The following is a 13,882-nucleotide window of genomic DNA, read 5'->3' on the forward strand; positions in this document are numbered from 1 at the left end:
AAGATCGAGTCCTGGCTGACCAAGTGATTTTGGTTTGAGTACAAAAGGGCCCTTCGAGGGCCTTTTTTGTTAAACACGATGTACTATCGTAATGGCTTTTTGCCGTGATCGGTATGTTCTGGAAATGCTGGCAGCGTAAAGCATCTTTCTGAAATTTAATCGGTTGATTCAGTCATTACCGGTGATTGGATCTCCGTTCATCAACATGAATCTCACGGTGCTCATGACGCCAGAGACCTGACCTAATGCAATTTTTCACACGGAGAATTCCAGAATGGCAGCGCATCATAAAGAGAAACACCCAATAGACAACATTGGTTGGCTGCGCGCTGCCGTATTGGGGGCCAATGACGGAATCGTTTCAACTTCAAGTCTGATTCTGGGCGTAGCCGCCTCTCACGCAACTCACAACAGCATCCTTATAGCGGGTGTCTCTGCTCTCGTCGCCGGTGCTATGTCGATGGCTACCGGAGAGTACGTTTCCGTGCAGTCCCAAGCCGACACGGAAGCGGCTGCCCTAGAGGCGGAGCGAATTGAGATTCAGGAAAATCCGAAGGGCGAGAATCGTGAACTGACAGGAATTTATGTTGAGCGAGGACTTGAGGTGCCGCTTGCAAAAGAAGTCGCGACTAAACTAATGGATCACGACGCCTTGGGGGCGCATGCCCGAGATGAGTTGGGAATCACCGATGCGATGAGTGCAAAGCCATTACAGGCTGCTCTTGCATCTGCGCTAAGCTTTGCCGTAGGTGCAGCACTACCATTACTCGTGGTCGTAGTAGTTCCACAAGAACATCTCATCCCAGTCATCGTCGTCGCGTCGTTGGTCTTCCTTGCTATCCTTGGCGGCTTGGCGGCCAAGGTCGGCGGGGCAAATATTAAAAATGGGGTTTTACGTGTGACTTTTTGGAGTGCACTTTCGATGGCGGTGGCAGCAGGAGTCGGTACCCTGTTGGGAACCACAGTATAAAACCCGGAGCGGGTTCCAGAATTAAATTCTTGATGGTGAGAGTGGGCCTTTATACAAGGATGGAACAGGGTTTATATATTTGAAGGCAAGAGAAAAGCAGCGCTGCCCCCACACACCTTTATCCGATAGGATGCCGCCGGTTTTTCTTCTGTTTTCTTTAGCTTTTTAATCCCACAGGATTGAAAGCTGGAACAGAAGCTGAAACTGAAACGCAGGCCTTGGGGGCCCAAGGGGAATCGCATTACTTACAGCCGTGGGCTGCTGTGGTTATCTAATGCACCTGATCGAGATTTTTTTGCCGCTCAACACGAACGATGGCACGCCTCAGCCCGTCGAGCTTTTTCGCCGTGTACGGGAGCAGTTGGCCGAACAGTTCGGAGGAGTGACGGCTTTCACTCGCAATCCGGCGAAAGGTATTTCACTGCAGAAATATAACGAGAGAGCAGAGGACGACATCATCGTCTATGAGGTCATGGTTGAAGCTATTGATCGGCTTTGGTGGCAAAGCTTTAAGCGCGATCTTGCAGGGCGTTTTCAACAGGAAGAAATTCTGATCCGAGCCACCGCCATTAGTCTCATTCGCTAGCCAAAATCGTTAGAGTCACGTGATGAGCCTAGATGTCGCATCAAAAAAAGCCCGTGTGACGCGCGAGCTTTTGGACTTCAAACGAATAGCTTTCCGGTACGATGCGGCTGGGCTAGCCTTGGATTCGACGGCGGTCAGCAGAATCCACCCTAAACCCTTGTTGTTAGCGCTTTTTCACCGCAATGCGCGCCTTAGGGTTTGGCCACCAACGACCAATCTTAACATGTCGTTGTTTGCTCGGCGCGCATCACTCTTCATTTTGGTTATGGACAGTTAGCTTTTGTCGATACTTTGTATCTAGACATTATCGTAATCGAACGGTTTAGTTCCATAGAAAGAATGGATTTCAGTTGCCCAAGATTCGTCGGCCATATTAGGCCAATTGTCCTTGTCAAAACCTGGTGCGTTTTCCAAGCGTTCTTTCTCTACGTTTAGTACGAAGCGCTTATTTACTGTATCGAGTGTGAATGCATTCCAGGGTACCGCAAACAGTTTTTCTCCCATGCTAAGAAAGCCACCAAAAGAGAGAACAGCATAACTCACTCTACCGCTGCGAACATCCAGCATGATTTCCTTGATATCTCCCAAGTCTTCTTCATTATGGTTATAAACATCATTTCCAATGAGTGTGTCTGCCCCCATCAGGTCGGGGCCAGGCCCCTGTTCCTCAGAGCTGGTATCTCGTAGGAGGTTGGTTTTGTACATGCCATAGGTATCACGATCTTCGTAGTTCATTACTATCTCCTATCAGCAATCGCCAATCAATCAGAAAATGCACCCACCACCTTGATGGCTGTATTAGTGAGAGTCACCCGCTTTCTAAAAAGTTGAATTTTTCTTCTGCATGACGACGAATGGCAAATTGGAAGTAAAAAAGTTAATCAGCTTTTAATTAGTGTGCTATCCATGTGTGATGCTTTGTTTTTATTATGGGTATTAACTAGATCGATATCGTAGACATCTAGATTAAACGATTTCCCATTATGGCAACTACGTCTCCGGCTTGAATATAACTTCATAAATATAAAGATTAAGTTTTGGTCACTGCTGTGACCAAACTTATTTGAATGAGTAGGCGACGGCTGTGGGCGCTGCCGGGGACGCCACTGAATGCTCCCGGCAAGCTGATCTCGCCGAGAAACGTTTGAAGCCATTACGCGCGTTGGTGCTTGATCCCAAATTCTTCGGCCACGAGGACGATACATAGCCTCGGCAGCTTGTCTCATTACTCACGCGATCCTTGGCGCAGTATTGACTGAACGACGCCACTGATAGCGTTTTGGCCAGGTCACTCAGGTGACATAAGCACCGCAAGACTCATATTGATGAATTCCTCGTTTTTGCTAATCGTGTCTAAAGCACCGCGAACGTTGCCGGCGACTTCAGCAGAACCACGTTGCTCGACCCAGAGCGTCAGCTCCATGATGGCGGCCTCAAGAGCTAATTGGTTTTGATTGATTTTGAAGAGCAGGGAAGGGAGCAAATCTGAATTTGGCATCAAGGTTCCTCCATGAAAACGCCAAGCCTAGCAGTATAAAAAATGAATAGTCAGCCGCGTCAGCTCAAGGCCAGTGGACGGGAAACAATTGGTCGTGAATTTACTCCGGCGCGTTCCTTGACTACTGGGCTTCATAGACAAGACTGAGAAGGAATTTTTCCTTCGGACGTACCCCATGATTTCTTCTCTTGAGCTCCGACATATCATTGAAAGCGGTTTATTACCTCGCTCCTGCACCTGCTCCGTGAATCCCAAAGGTTCGCTATTGATCAAGATGATTGAGCCTTCCTCTGGCCGCGTGGAACTGTTTGTCCCCGGCGTGTTGGCATCGGATCTCACGTCCAGTCGGGCGATTTCAAATTTGATTGGCGAACTCAGAATTGAAATGGCAGCGCGCCAAGCGATCTGTGCGTGAGCCCGAGGGCAAATGGTGGACTTGGGAGCATCAGAGCTAACAGGCCAACAACGACTCAAATCTTACGAATGGGGTAATCAGGCTGCAGGAGAGACGCTACCGCGATTACCAAGTCGTCCAATGACCAAGGCTTGTGCAGGTAGGTGGTTGATGGCGGTACCGTTGCGGGGTCTATCAGATAAATACCGCGAGCGTCAGTTTGATGAACTTTTCGTTTCTGTCGATGGCGTCCAGCGCGCTGTGCGCATTGTCGGCGACATCGACTGATCCGCGTCGCTTTCAAACGCGGGGACAAAGATCGGGCCGCTCCCTTATTTCATGCACGACTCTTCCGTCCTGCTATAGCGGCTGACTTTGACGGAGAAGGTTCGGGGCTAAACGAACCAGCGATCAGAAGGTATGAATTATTTGGCGTGTTCGTACTCCACCGCTCGAGGAGCAGTTGTTTCTCAATGGCGGTGACCTCCGCGCCGAGGCAAAGCTAATGGCATCGATCGAAGATTTCAGGATGAAATCACACGAGCTCCTGATAGAACTCGACGCCGCTACGATGGAAATGATGACGCTGGTCACATCCAAATGCGTTTCAGGCCCCGACTGGGATTTTGCCAGCAAGAGGCAGCACGACGCCTATGAAAGCTGGGATGCCTTTATGAATACGCATAACACAAATATTTAAATTGCAGATTCTGAAAAGGACGGGCTCACTAGCTGAGATTGACAATTTCGATCAATGCTTTTTGTCTGATGCAAGAGAGTCCTATGAGTCGGCAAGGAGTGTTTTTAGCAAAAGCGTTAGAAATACATCATGAGTACGAAGTGGCGACAGTTGTCATCTGCGACATGCTGAGCAAGCCTCGCGGGTAAAATTCTACAAAAATCCGCATACTGGCGAGGTCGTCGAAACCAAAGGCGGTAACCACAAGGGTCTTAAAGAATGGAACGCTGAACACGGCTCCGACACCGTCGAGTCCCGGCTTTCCAAGTGAGTTTAGTTTGAGTACAAAACGGCCCGAGAGGGCCATTTTTGTTGGCGTTGCGGGGAATGCGGATAAACGTCCGGCTAACACAGATGTTAGTGAGTACCAATGCTAACGTGGGAGAAATCCAGTTCAATTAGGTTGGGATGGGTGGTAAGCCGGCTTCACATGTTTGATAAGGATGAACCCACCGTGCCGAGAATTTTGACTTCCCAGATAAGTGACACCGCACTAAACGAGCACAATGCAAGGATGTTCGGGTCGCCAAAGGAGCGCTTGGATTTTTACCGAAGAGAGATTCAGTACGAAACCAGCATCTTGGCTAATCGAACTGACGCCTTTTTGGCATCTCAGTCTTTTTTGGTCATCGCATTTGCCTCTTCTATGGGCAATCTCAACCCCGAATGGGGCAAGTTGTTCACGCTGGTAGTACCACCGTTTCTTACGTTGCTTGGAGTGCTAAGTTCGTTGAATGCTTGGCCCGGTATTCGTGCGGCATACGACATTATCGGCCATTGGCATTTCAAGCAGAGTGAGCTATTGCATAGCGAGCCTTTAATGGGGTTGGCGTATGACGAATCGCCTTTATTTTGTGAGAGAGAGTCCACGCAAAAGGGGTATCGAAAGGCGTTGCTGTTTTCGGTGCGCACACCTTGGATCTTTGCGACGTTCTGGGTATTGCTTGGCATTTGGTCGGTTTGTATTCAAATCACCAAACTAGGTGCTTGAGAGAGATATTCGGACATCATCAGCTCTGCGCCCAAATGAAAACTCGATCACAGGTTATAGGGTGTACCATCGATAGGTGCCCATCAAAAATTAGTGAGCCATGTCCAGGGAAAGCGAAGAGGGCCGCCAGATCGTAGCTTCTCTGGCGCGCCGGGTCGGTGACATTGCTGATCTTGCAAAGACCGCCCACGCAATTATTTCAACCTTGCAGGATATGGACGCAGCCCTCAGGCCCATCATCGGCCAGCAAGGGGTTGTCGCGCTTTATCGCCGCAGCCTCAATCTGTGCGTTTCCACTCATCCGCGACTGGCCGGCACCTGTGACAGAGCGCAGGCAGGCATGGATCTGATTGCCCTCAAATCCGTAATCGTTGAGCAAAGCGACGCCGATGCGCTGTTTTTCGGTGAAGTGTTGCTGACTACCTTTTACGCACTGCTGACCACGCTGATCGGACCCTCGCTCACCGCACGTTTGCTTCGTGGTATGTGGGAACCTTTATTGAGCGACACCCCTTCGCAGGAAAATTCGCTATGAGCACCAAAGTGACTATCAACCGCCTGGCCACCGGTGTGCCAGGGCTAGACGAGGTGCTGGGCGGAGGACTGCCGGAGTTTTCGTTCAACCTGATCGCCGGCCCGCCGGGTTGCGGCAAAACTACCCTGGCGCACCAGATGATGTTTGCCCTGGCCACGCCCGAGCGCCCGGCGCTGTTCTTTACCGTACTGGGCGAGCCGCCGCTGAAGATGTTGCGTTATCAGCAGCAATTCGACTTTTTCGACAGCGAAGCGATCAACCAGTCGATCCGCTATATCAACCTGACCGACGACACCCTGGCCGGAAATCTGGACGAAGTGCTGCGGCGCATCGTCAGCGAGGTGGAGGCTTACTCCCCGGCGCTGGTGTTCGTCGACTCTTTCCGTTCGGTGGTGCTGGCCAGCCAGACTCAGGACAACCCCAACAACAACCTGCCGCAGTTCGTTCAGCAACTGGGCATGTTGATGACCACCTGGCAGGCGACGACCTTCCTGATTGGCGAATACTTCAACGAAACCGACACCAACCCGATTTTCACCGTGGCCGATGGCCTGATCTGGCTGCGCCAGAGCGTTCAGCGCAACTCGATGGTGCGCAAAATAGAAATCATGAAAATGCGCGGACAGCCAACATTACCGGGGCTGCACACCTTCCGCATCGGCCCCTCGGGGATAAAGGTCTTCTCGCCTGCAGCGTCAAATCTGACGGAAGTGCCTCTGGAGTTCCCGATCAAACGCCTAAAAATGGGTGTCCCGCAGCTCGACGAAATGCTCGGTGGAGGCCTACCTCGGGGTTATTCCTTGCTGGTGGCTGGGCCGTCGGGGTCGGGCAAAAGCATCCTGGCGGCGACGTTCCTGGCCGAAGGCGCACGCAACGGCGAAACCGGCGTCATCACGGTGTTCGAACAACGGCCCAATCATTTTCAAAATGCCGCCCTCATTCAATTGATCCAAAACGGTCAGGTCGGCTTGGTGGACAGTCGCGCACCGGACTTGTCCATCGACGAAATCGTGCAGTTGCTGCTCAGCGAGATCAGCCGACTGAAAGCCACCCGGGTGGTGATCGATTCGTTGTCGGGCTTCGAACTGGCGCTGGCGCCGACCTTCCGCGAAGACTTCCGTGAATCGCTGTCGCGTATGGTCACCGCGCTGACCAGTGCCGGGGTCAGTGTGCTGATGACCTCAGAGCTGGAAGACCGCTACACCGACTTGCGTTTCAGCCCTTACGGCACGGCATTTCTCACTGACGCCATCATTGTCCAACGCTATATTGAAGTAGAGAGCCGCTTACTGCGCATCATGGCCGTGGTCAAGATGCGGGCCAGTGCCCACTCCGATGAGCTGCGCTTGTACCGCGTCGATGAAAACGGCTTGCAGATTGGCGAAATGCTTCATGAACAAGAAGGTCTGCTCGGAGGCCGACCCACAAAGCGGATTTCAGGTGTATCAAATTCAGGAGATAAAAATGCTTGAGCCCGACTCATGAGTAATGTCGATGGCACGAATGAGCGTGAGATCGCTAATGCCGCTCACGAACTCTTCCTGCTTGGCCAGAAAACCGTTGAAGCACGCGCCGTGCTGGCAGCACTTCAAAAAGAGTTGAGCGACGCCAGCAGCCGGCTGGTGGATAGTCAGCAGGTCGAGCAGGTGATTGAGGCTAATCAGCAGCCAGTACCGGCGAAACTGCTGGTGCAGTCTGACGCTATAGTCGCCCCACGCTTGGAAGAGCAACGGTTGTACCAGGAGCTGCGTGAAGCTAATGCACAGCTGGTCATAGCCGCGCTCAGTGCTCAAGACCTTCAGGCTGTAGCCGAGCGCGCACTGAGTCAGCAAAAAAGCATACTGGCGACGGTGGCCCATGAGCTACGTAACCCATTAACACCCATCAGTATGATTGCAGAGCGTATGGTGCGGATGCCTAGCGACGAGCTGCCTCGGATGCGGGAGTTGATCGAAGGCCAAGTGCAACATATGTCACAGCTGGTGGACGATCTGCTGGACGTCTCCCGTGCTAGCACTGGTAAGTTACGACTCAATCGCCGCGATGTCGACATGATTCAAATTCTGCGTGAGGCCATTGATGCGTGCCGCCCTTTAATGGACGCACAAGAGCAGCATTTCAACGCCCATCTTCCCAACGGCATCTTGATGGTCAATGGTGACCCGGGGCGCCTCGCGCAGATTCTCCACAACCTTCTGGCAAATGCGGCTAAATACACACCGACCCACGGTAGAATCGAACTATCCGTAACGGTAGCGTCCGACGTTTTGAAGATAACCATTTCCGACAATGGAATAGGCATTTCCGCTAATACACTCCCGTTTATTTTCGACTCCTATGTTCAAGACGTGCATGCCGTCGGATTCAATGGCTCTGGCTTGGGCATCGGACTGACAGTAGTCCGCGAGTTGGTTGAGGCGCACGGCGGCGAAGTTACCGGTATGAGCGAGGGTGATAGCATGGGTAGCGAATTCGTGGTCACGTTACCGATGGTGATCCATTCAAGCGGATAAAAAGGCGTGGACAGCGATTCATTTGATTCCAGGGGACACGCCCTGTTCCAGCCAGAAAAAATGATTACGTCCATCGCTCGGGCTGATCCATTAAAAACCGCAATTAGATTCTTGGTGGGACTGCGACGCGGAACTTGGAATCAGACCCGCTGAGCACAGGATCCGACATGAACGCAGCGGACGACTTTAGATTTAAATCTCATGAGCTGCTTTTAGACCTGGATGCGGCTATTAACCGAATGATGATGTTGGTCGCAACTCGCGAGCTTTCCGGTGAAAGATGGTGTGCCGCTGTAACCAACATTCGGACGCGTGTGCAGCTTGGAATTCTCAACTGAATGAGTCATCGCTACCGAACTCTCCTATCCTTTAGGTCGGAGAAAACTTCTGGGTCACTGAGCGAAAAAAGAGCGGTCGTGTGGCCAACGGGTCAGGCCTTGAATGCTACTAACTACGCTTTGATAGCCCCAAAGGCTTCAAAAAGTAAATCACCCGTTCGGTCTCTGCGAAGCCCAAGGCCTCATGCATGGCATGGCTTCCCTAATTATCCAGCAGTGCATCCGAAGCCAGTTCAGTGCAGCCCATTTCTTCTGCCCACAGTTGGATACCCACCACGAGTTGCCGTGCTATGCCTTGGCCCCGACCGGCGGGCCGGGCGTACAGACCTTCGAGAAAGGCCACGGGTGAGGAGCTTGTACCGTTGACGTAGTCCGCTCGGATCGACGCCTCGGCAAACCCTAGAGCGTTGCCGTTCTTATTAACGAAGATCAGTACCAGATAGCGCTCTGGCTCGCTCAGTATCGTTCGTTTGTCATGGTCATTGTCCGGGGCGGAATCAGGCCACAAGGCAACACGTAGGGGCAGCCAACCGTTATGGTTGAGCAAAGTGCAGCGCTTGATCACTGAGGGAACATGCGAAGGAATAATTGCCCAAGATCATAGGTTATCCTCCATCTGAGGAATGAGGTTTCGATTGGAGTCCTTTCATCTTTATTCGACGAAATCAAAGCGTAGCATTAGAATCAGTTTAAGGAGCTGTATAGCCAGGAGCAGTAGTAACGAGTTCAAGATTTTGTTTTAGTCCAGCAACAAGGTTTGCGATGGCGTCCCCATTTTTGAGCTGAGTCACCGAGATTTCAGTGACGACGAGTAATTCTTGATTCGAAGCATCGTGAAAAAACGTGCCGTCAAAGCGGCTCCTGGATCAACGGTGCATTCGCAACGAGAGGGCAGAAAACTTTGCTCCACTAAGTGGCGGATTTCTAAAGTCGATAGCATGGCCGCTTGTTTCGACGGAAGTCATCCAAATGACTTTTGTCTTATGTGGTTATGGTAAGGAAGCGCTAGTGTTTCGGTCTTTCTAAACTGCCTGCTTATGACGACCGCAGCGCCCTCATCCACCACTTACTTTCCAGTGTTTTACATCATCGGCGAATACCATCTGCTGCATCTCATGAGCAATGCCGTAGGCCAGGGATTCATGTGCAGCGATAACTTTCTCTTCCGCCGAAAGGCAATGGAAAATATCGAGTTTGGTCTCTGCGTCAGCAGTTTCGAGTGTGAAAATTTGTACGTAACGCGCTAGGTCGTTGTCGAGGCTCGACAGGTATTCACGCAGACGCTGATGGTCGACTGATTTTTGGCTGAAGTACCAATTCATCGGGTGAATCAGGAAGCGTGAGTGGGGCGAGGTGATACGGCGGCCTGCTGCCAAAAACATGATGATGCCCATTGATTCGATGTTGCCCGCGTTGATCGCGCATAGCGGTACCGGCAATGATTTCAGGAACGTGTAGAGGGTGAAGCCAAAGTTGGTGCTGCCCCCGCTTGTAGACAGATTGAGGAGCAAAGAGGTGGCGCCTTGATCGATGGCTTCGAGGCAACAGTCCCGGAAGCGTTCAGTCGTTCCCTGATCTATCTGGCAATGAAAGTGCACGATGTGTTCAGTCATCGATTGACCTCCTGAGTGTGATGAACATGGAGGACTTCTACGAATTATTAAGTCTAGTAAACATCGATCCTTCTGATCTGAATCCGACGTCAGTTGCGCGTCCATTAGGCACACGCCATCCATCGAATGCACGCTTTTTCTATGGAACCAAATGTCCAAATCCACTCGTCGCAAGCCCAATAATCCGTTCAAACTTTCTGTTTTGTGCGTCCTCCGAATTAGACGAGCCCATGCTCGTGCGAACGATGTAGAGGTGAACAAAAATGGCTAATACAGGAAACAAAAATCCAGGCAATTTTTCTAATGACCGTGACAAGGCTTCCGAAGCCGGTAAGAAAGGTGGAGAAGCCTCAGGCGGAAATTTTGCCAACGATCCACAACGCGCGTCCGAAGCAGGCCAAAAAGGTGGTCAAGCTTCCGGCGGACAACAATCCCGCGATAGCGATCGCATGTCCGGAGGCGGGCAGGGTACGAATCGCGGAGGCGAATTCGCCGACGATAAAGAAAACATGTCCAAACCAGGCCAAAAAGGCGGCCAGGCTTCAGGCGGACAACAATCCAATAAGGCTGATCAATCCAACCCCGGTGGAAAAGGAAGCGGACGCGATAGCACTCTTTCCGATGACCGCGATAAATCATCTGATATGGGGAGCAAGGACGATGGGATGAGCGGAGGTGGAGGACGCAAATCCTGATGCCGTCTTACGCTATCAAGCCCCGAACCTTTGGGGCTTGATTTCGTATTACCGGCCAATACTGAGATCCGAGTCTTGGCTCAAAACTCAGCAACGTATATGTTGGGGTGTGGGCACTATCGTAGCGGCGCGTGCCGATCACCAGGATTTTAAACATCGCTTTACCGCTTTCGAAGGAATTGGTGCTCAACGTCCATCGAAATTTTCCTGCGAGAGGCGGCATAAGTGATCCTATGAACAGGCATCTGCCTTCACGAAACGACCTCTTAAGATATCGAGGTTATCCAAATGCACCTGATCGAGATTTTTTTGCCGCTCAACACGAACGATGGCACGCCTCAGCCCATCGAGCTTTTTCGCCGTGTACGCGAGCAGTTGGCCGAGCAGTTCGGAGGAGTGACTGCTTTCACTCGCAATCCGGCGAAAGGTATTTCACTGCAGGAAGATAACGAGCGTGCAGAGGACGACATCATCGTTTATGAGGTCATAGTTGAAGCTGTTGATCGGCTTTGGTGGCAAAGCTTCAAGCGCGATCTTGAAGAGCGTTTTCAACAGGAAGAAATTCTGATCCGTGCCACCGCCGTTAGTCTCATTCGCTAGCCAAAATCGTTAGAGTCACGTGATGAGCCTAGATGTCGCATCAAAAAAGCCCGCATGACGCGCGAGCTTTTGGGCTTCAATCGAATAGCTTTTCGTATCTAACCACGATCAATCTGATGAAGGGGCTTCATGCACCGCTTTTGATTTACCAAGGATGTAGCATGGGTGAAGCTGGCCATTTGGATGTGTGGTCACCACGACGCTAATGAGCTTCCATCCCTCGTGAAGCTTTAGGTTCGCGTCATTGGCAGATAGTGCTTCCATGATCTGGTACGTCTCTGACATATGCATGTGATTACTCGCTGACTTTTAAGATTCACTCGTTAGTCATATATGCAGCGATCGGGTTCCATACGCCACGGAGCAACCCTGCGAGCGATGTTTTTCTGCCCGCCACGAACGGCTGTAATCGAGCCAAACCGGTAATTCGCGATAGGCAGAAACGGCCAGAAGCGGTCACTCGCAGAACCTTTGGGATAATGTGTCGAATGAACCGTTGAAGCTTTACCCCCCCTTCACTTGAGGATCTCTAATGACAAACCAATCCGCTATTGTCGAGGTGGTTCAAGAGACCGATCCTATACTGCTCAGATCTCTTAATGACCTTCTCCTGCAGCTTTCCAAAAACGCTCAAGCTATGACAATGGAAGATTTGAAGCAGATCGTGGATTCCGAATGCTCCCATTTATTAGTCGTGAGAGCAGCAAGTGGAGGAAGCATTTTGGGGGCGCTAACCTTAATTCATTTTCGTATTCCGACAGGCGTTCGTGCGTGGATCGAAGACGTCGTAGTAGATGCCAGTGTTCGAGGCCAAGGGATCGGCAAAGCACTCATAGAAGCAGCAATAGAAAAAAGCCATGACCTCGACGCGAAAACACTGGATTTAACATCCAACCCAGATCGTGAATCTGCCCATCGTTTATACGAGGGGGCAGGATTCTCGTTGCGCACAACAAAGGTCTACCGACATATCAAATGACTAATGGATAGTCTTTCAATGCTTACGATCACTCATGCGTGCAGGAGAGTCCTGAATGGCTGCTTAGGCTCGCTTTTCGCCGGTTGCGTCGATACAGTGAGATCGCCTCGGACGCAATCAGTGGTCAGCACAGATTACCGTTTCCTGCCTGTTGCGAAGGGCAGCAATCGAGCCATAGCTGCCGGTCAGCATCGGCGGGAATTGGCCGTTTTCTGCCTGTCACGACCGGCCGAATGCCGCCAATCGCACTGAGACGTTTAGGGCAAAATTAGGGCATATTTCAGGCCGCCGTTGTCCGCTAAACGACCTATGTTGCCTGCTGGGTAATTGCACAGACTTGCGCACCCATTTGCATTTGACCTGACCAGTCATTTGCATCGGATTTGACCAGCACGTTTCGTGGCCCAGACCGGCAGAGAACGACCCAAACAGGTCCATCGTGACAGTCCAAAATCGATCCGGCCATGCAGTCACCGCTAAAAGGAGATATTCGAGTGTCTCGGTTCCGGGGATAACGAGGTCTTCGGCTAAGCGAATTTTATGTGCTGACCGACCCCGTCCTCGACTAATTAATCAACGGATGATCTCGGCCAGCCCTTGGCGCATCGGCTCACCGGAGACATGGACGAGGCCGGAGAAGGGCGAGTCCAGCTCCAGAATCATTGTGATGCCTCCCGAAACCGCAACCGAACAGAGGCAGAAAACGGCGATAGTCGTGGCATTTCGAGGTGCGAACAAACCGAAGCTGGCGAAAACCAGGCTAAGCCAAAAGATCAACAGGATCAGGAACGGCATCGGAATGTTGCTGGCACGCTGTTCCGCCAGCAGCCAGCGCGCCTGTAAAACATCGTCTGAAAGTGTGAGCGCCTGCGAGCGAAGCCAGCGCTGTCTCGGATCAGTCGGAACAAGCAATAGAATCGATTCCTGTATCGCCTCCATCATTCCGACAGTCGTTTCAGTTGAATGTAAGGGTTTACCCGTCGCTGGAAACAATTCCTGCATTTTCGCCCTCGCGTAGAGGCGCAGCTTAGTGCGGGCATCCTCCGCCTCTGGTCCGTAACGCAGCATCACTCGGTTAATACGGACGATGTCGACGGCAATCCTGGATACTTCACTCGACCGTGTCGAGAACGAACTGTTTGCCGTCGAGATCATCAGGCTGATCACCAAGGCCGAAAGCGTGCCGACAATCGCCGCTGAAACGGAGATCGCATTGCGCGACTCATTGCTGAGGTGATGCTCGGGCAAAACCCTCGCAGAAAAGATGCCAACAAGAGCGCCGCCGAAGATAGCGACGAAGGCGATGAGTCCGATAGCTACATGGCTCATGAGAGAAAATTACGCATCGAATCACCTCGGAATTCCTGCCGTAGTGAGGAAGGCTCGCGCCGCATGCAAATCGCGAGTCAACCATGCCAAGCAGTCCGTTCG

General features: G+C 51.6%; 14 protein-coding genes and 4 pseudogenes. 12 read left to right on the forward strand and 6 right to left on the reverse strand.

The features are described 5' to 3' along the window. Positions 1-274 precede the first annotated feature (274 nt). Positions 275-970, forward strand: a complete 696-nt coding sequence (locus tag ACA072_RS09070) for a VIT1/CCC1 transporter family protein (RefSeq protein ID WP_109631392.1) — start codon at positions 275-277, stop codon at positions 968-970. Positions 971-1,244: 274 nt separating this feature from the next. After that, a complete protein-coding gene (locus tag ACA072_RS09075) occupies positions 1,245-1,556 on the forward strand; it encodes a hypothetical protein (protein WP_497624035.1) in 312 nt (103 codons plus the stop codon). 297 nt (positions 1,557-1,853) lie between these two features. Here the strand turns inward: ACA072_RS09075 and ACA072_RS09080 are convergent, their stop codons facing one another. Together ACA072_RS09080 and ACA072_RS09085 are read right to left on the reverse strand one after the other, a co-directional pair. Further along, positions 1,854-2,291 (reverse strand): PRC-barrel domain-containing protein, encoded by a 438-nt coding sequence (locus ACA072_RS09080; protein ID WP_497451143.1) that lies wholly within the window; start codon positions 2,289-2,291, stop codon positions 1,854-1,856. A gap of 553 nt (positions 2,292-2,844) precedes the next feature. Next, positions 2,845-3,054: a hypothetical protein gene (locus ACA072_RS09085; protein WP_497266483.1), complete on the reverse strand. Its 210-nt coding sequence runs from the start codon at positions 3,052-3,054 to the stop codon at positions 2,845-2,847. 175 nt (positions 3,055-3,229) lie between these two features. Between ACA072_RS09085 and ACA072_RS09090 the strand changes: the two genes are divergently transcribed. The 7 genes and pseudogenes from ACA072_RS09090 (at position 3,230) to ACA072_RS09120 (ending at position 8,226) form a co-directional block, all read left to right on the forward strand. Further along, the gene (locus ACA072_RS09090; RefSeq protein WP_497266481.1) at positions 3,230-3,469 is read left to right on the forward strand and encodes a DUF1652 domain-containing protein; all 240 of its coding nucleotides are present in this window, start codon (positions 3,230-3,232) and stop codon (positions 3,467-3,469) included. A gap of 484 nt (positions 3,470-3,953) precedes the next feature. Beyond that, a complete protein-coding gene (locus ACA072_RS09095; protein WP_497451144.1) occupies positions 3,954-4,148 on the forward strand; it encodes a hypothetical protein in 195 nt (64 codons plus the stop codon). A 181-nt stretch (positions 4,149-4,329) separates the two neighbouring features. After that, positions 4,330-4,458 (forward strand): annotated as a pseudogene (locus tag ACA072_RS09100) (transcriptional regulator); the annotation flags it as partial. Between the two features lie 183 nt (positions 4,459-4,641). Continuing rightward, positions 4,642-5,178: a hypothetical protein gene (locus ACA072_RS09105; protein ID WP_140678747.1), complete on the forward strand. Its 537-nt coding sequence runs from the start codon at positions 4,642-4,644 to the stop codon at positions 5,176-5,178. Between the two features lie 100 nt (positions 5,179-5,278). Beyond that, the gene (locus ACA072_RS09110; protein ID WP_497624036.1) at positions 5,279-5,713 is read left to right on the forward strand and encodes a hypothetical protein; all 435 of its coding nucleotides are present in this window, start codon (positions 5,279-5,281) and stop codon (positions 5,711-5,713) included. Further along, positions 5,710-7,185, forward strand: a complete 1,476-nt coding sequence (locus ACA072_RS09115) for an ATPase domain-containing protein (protein WP_497624037.1) — start codon at positions 5,710-5,712, stop codon at positions 7,183-7,185. Before ACA072_RS09110 ends, ACA072_RS09115 begins: the two co-directional genes overlap by 4 nt. 9 nt (positions 7,186-7,194) lie before the next feature. Further along, complete coding sequence (locus tag ACA072_RS09120; protein WP_497451147.1) at positions 7,195-8,226, forward strand: sensor histidine kinase; 1,032 nt, start codon at positions 7,195-7,197, stop codon at positions 8,224-8,226. Between the two features lie 447 nt (positions 8,227-8,673). Here the strand turns inward: ACA072_RS09120 and aac(6') are convergent. The 3 genes and pseudogenes from aac(6') to ACA072_RS09135 form a co-directional block, all read right to left on the reverse strand. Continuing rightward, positions 8,674-9,129 (reverse strand): annotated as a pseudogene (gene aac(6'), locus ACA072_RS09125) (aminoglycoside 6'-N-acetyltransferase). Between the two features lie 124 nt (positions 9,130-9,253). Beyond that, positions 9,254-9,504 (reverse strand): annotated as a pseudogene (locus ACA072_RS09130) (DUF1652 domain-containing protein). Positions 9,505-9,619: 115 nt separating this feature from the next. After that, complete coding sequence (locus ACA072_RS09135; RefSeq protein WP_497624038.1) at positions 9,620-10,177, reverse strand: ATP-dependent Clp protease proteolytic subunit; 558 nt, start codon at positions 10,175-10,177, stop codon at positions 9,620-9,622. Positions 10,178-10,440: 263 nt separating this feature from the next. Here ACA072_RS09135 and ACA072_RS09140 point away from each other — a divergent pair. The 3 genes and pseudogenes from ACA072_RS09140 to ACA072_RS09150 all read left to right on the forward strand — a co-directional run. Continuing rightward, a pseudogene (locus ACA072_RS09140) lies at positions 10,441-10,602 on the forward strand (con-10 family general stress protein); the annotation flags it as partial. A 558-nt stretch (positions 10,603-11,160) separates the two neighbouring features. Beyond that, entirely contained in the window at positions 11,161-11,472 is a 312-nt protein-coding gene (locus ACA072_RS09145; RefSeq protein ID WP_497451149.1) for a hypothetical protein, read from the forward strand. A gap of 532 nt (positions 11,473-12,004) precedes the next feature. Then, positions 12,005-12,451, forward strand: a complete 447-nt coding sequence (locus tag ACA072_RS09150) for a GNAT family N-acetyltransferase (RefSeq protein ID WP_497451150.1) — start codon at positions 12,005-12,007, stop codon at positions 12,449-12,451. Positions 12,452-13,024: 573 nt separating this feature from the next. Here the strand turns inward: ACA072_RS09150 and ACA072_RS09155 are convergent. After that, entirely contained in the window at positions 13,025-13,780 is a 756-nt protein-coding gene (locus ACA072_RS09155) for a bestrophin-like domain (RefSeq protein ID WP_497624039.1), read from the reverse strand. Between the last annotated feature and the right edge of the window lie 102 nt (positions 13,781-13,882).

The organism is Pseudomonas sp. LBUM1656, assembly GCF_059716065.1.

Excerpts from the sequence above, each read along its gene's own strand:
- ACA072_RS09070 (WP_109631392.1), top strand. The coding sequence starts at position 275 with ATGGCAGCGCATCATAAAGAGAAACACCCAATAGACAACATTGGTTGG.
- ACA072_RS09075 (WP_497624035.1), top strand. The coding sequence starts at position 1,245 with ATGCACCTGATCGAGATTTTTTTGCCGCTCAACACGAACGATGGCACG.
- ACA072_RS09080 (WP_497451143.1), bottom strand. The coding sequence starts at position 2,291 with ATGAACTACGAAGATCGTGATACCTATGGCATGTACAAAACCAACCTC.
- ACA072_RS09085 (WP_497266483.1), bottom strand. The coding sequence starts at position 3,054 with ATGCCAAATTCAGATTTGCTCCCTTCCCTGCTCTTCAAAATCAATCAA.
- ACA072_RS09090 (WP_497266481.1), top strand. The coding sequence starts at position 3,230 with ATGATTTCTTCTCTTGAGCTCCGACATATCATTGAAAGCGGTTTATTA.
- ACA072_RS09095 (WP_497451144.1), top strand. The coding sequence starts at position 3,954 with ATGGCATCGATCGAAGATTTCAGGATGAAATCACACGAGCTCCTGATA.
- ACA072_RS09110 (WP_497624036.1), top strand. The coding sequence starts at position 5,279 with ATGTCCAGGGAAAGCGAAGAGGGCCGCCAGATCGTAGCTTCTCTGGCG.
- ACA072_RS09115 (WP_497624037.1), top strand. The coding sequence starts at position 5,710 with ATGAGCACCAAAGTGACTATCAACCGCCTGGCCACCGGTGTGCCAGGG.
- ACA072_RS09120 (WP_497451147.1), top strand. The coding sequence starts at position 7,195 with ATGAGTAATGTCGATGGCACGAATGAGCGTGAGATCGCTAATGCCGCT.
- ACA072_RS09135 (WP_497624038.1), bottom strand. The coding sequence starts at position 10,177 with ATGACTGAACACATCGTGCACTTTCATTGCCAGATAGATCAGGGAACG.
- ACA072_RS09145 (WP_497451149.1), top strand. The coding sequence starts at position 11,161 with ATGCACCTGATCGAGATTTTTTTGCCGCTCAACACGAACGATGGCACG.
- ACA072_RS09150 (WP_497451150.1), top strand. The coding sequence starts at position 12,005 with ATGACAAACCAATCCGCTATTGTCGAGGTGGTTCAAGAGACCGATCCT.
- ACA072_RS09155 (WP_497624039.1), bottom strand. The coding sequence starts at position 13,780 with ATGAGCCATGTAGCTATCGGACTCATCGCCTTCGTCGCTATCTTCGGC.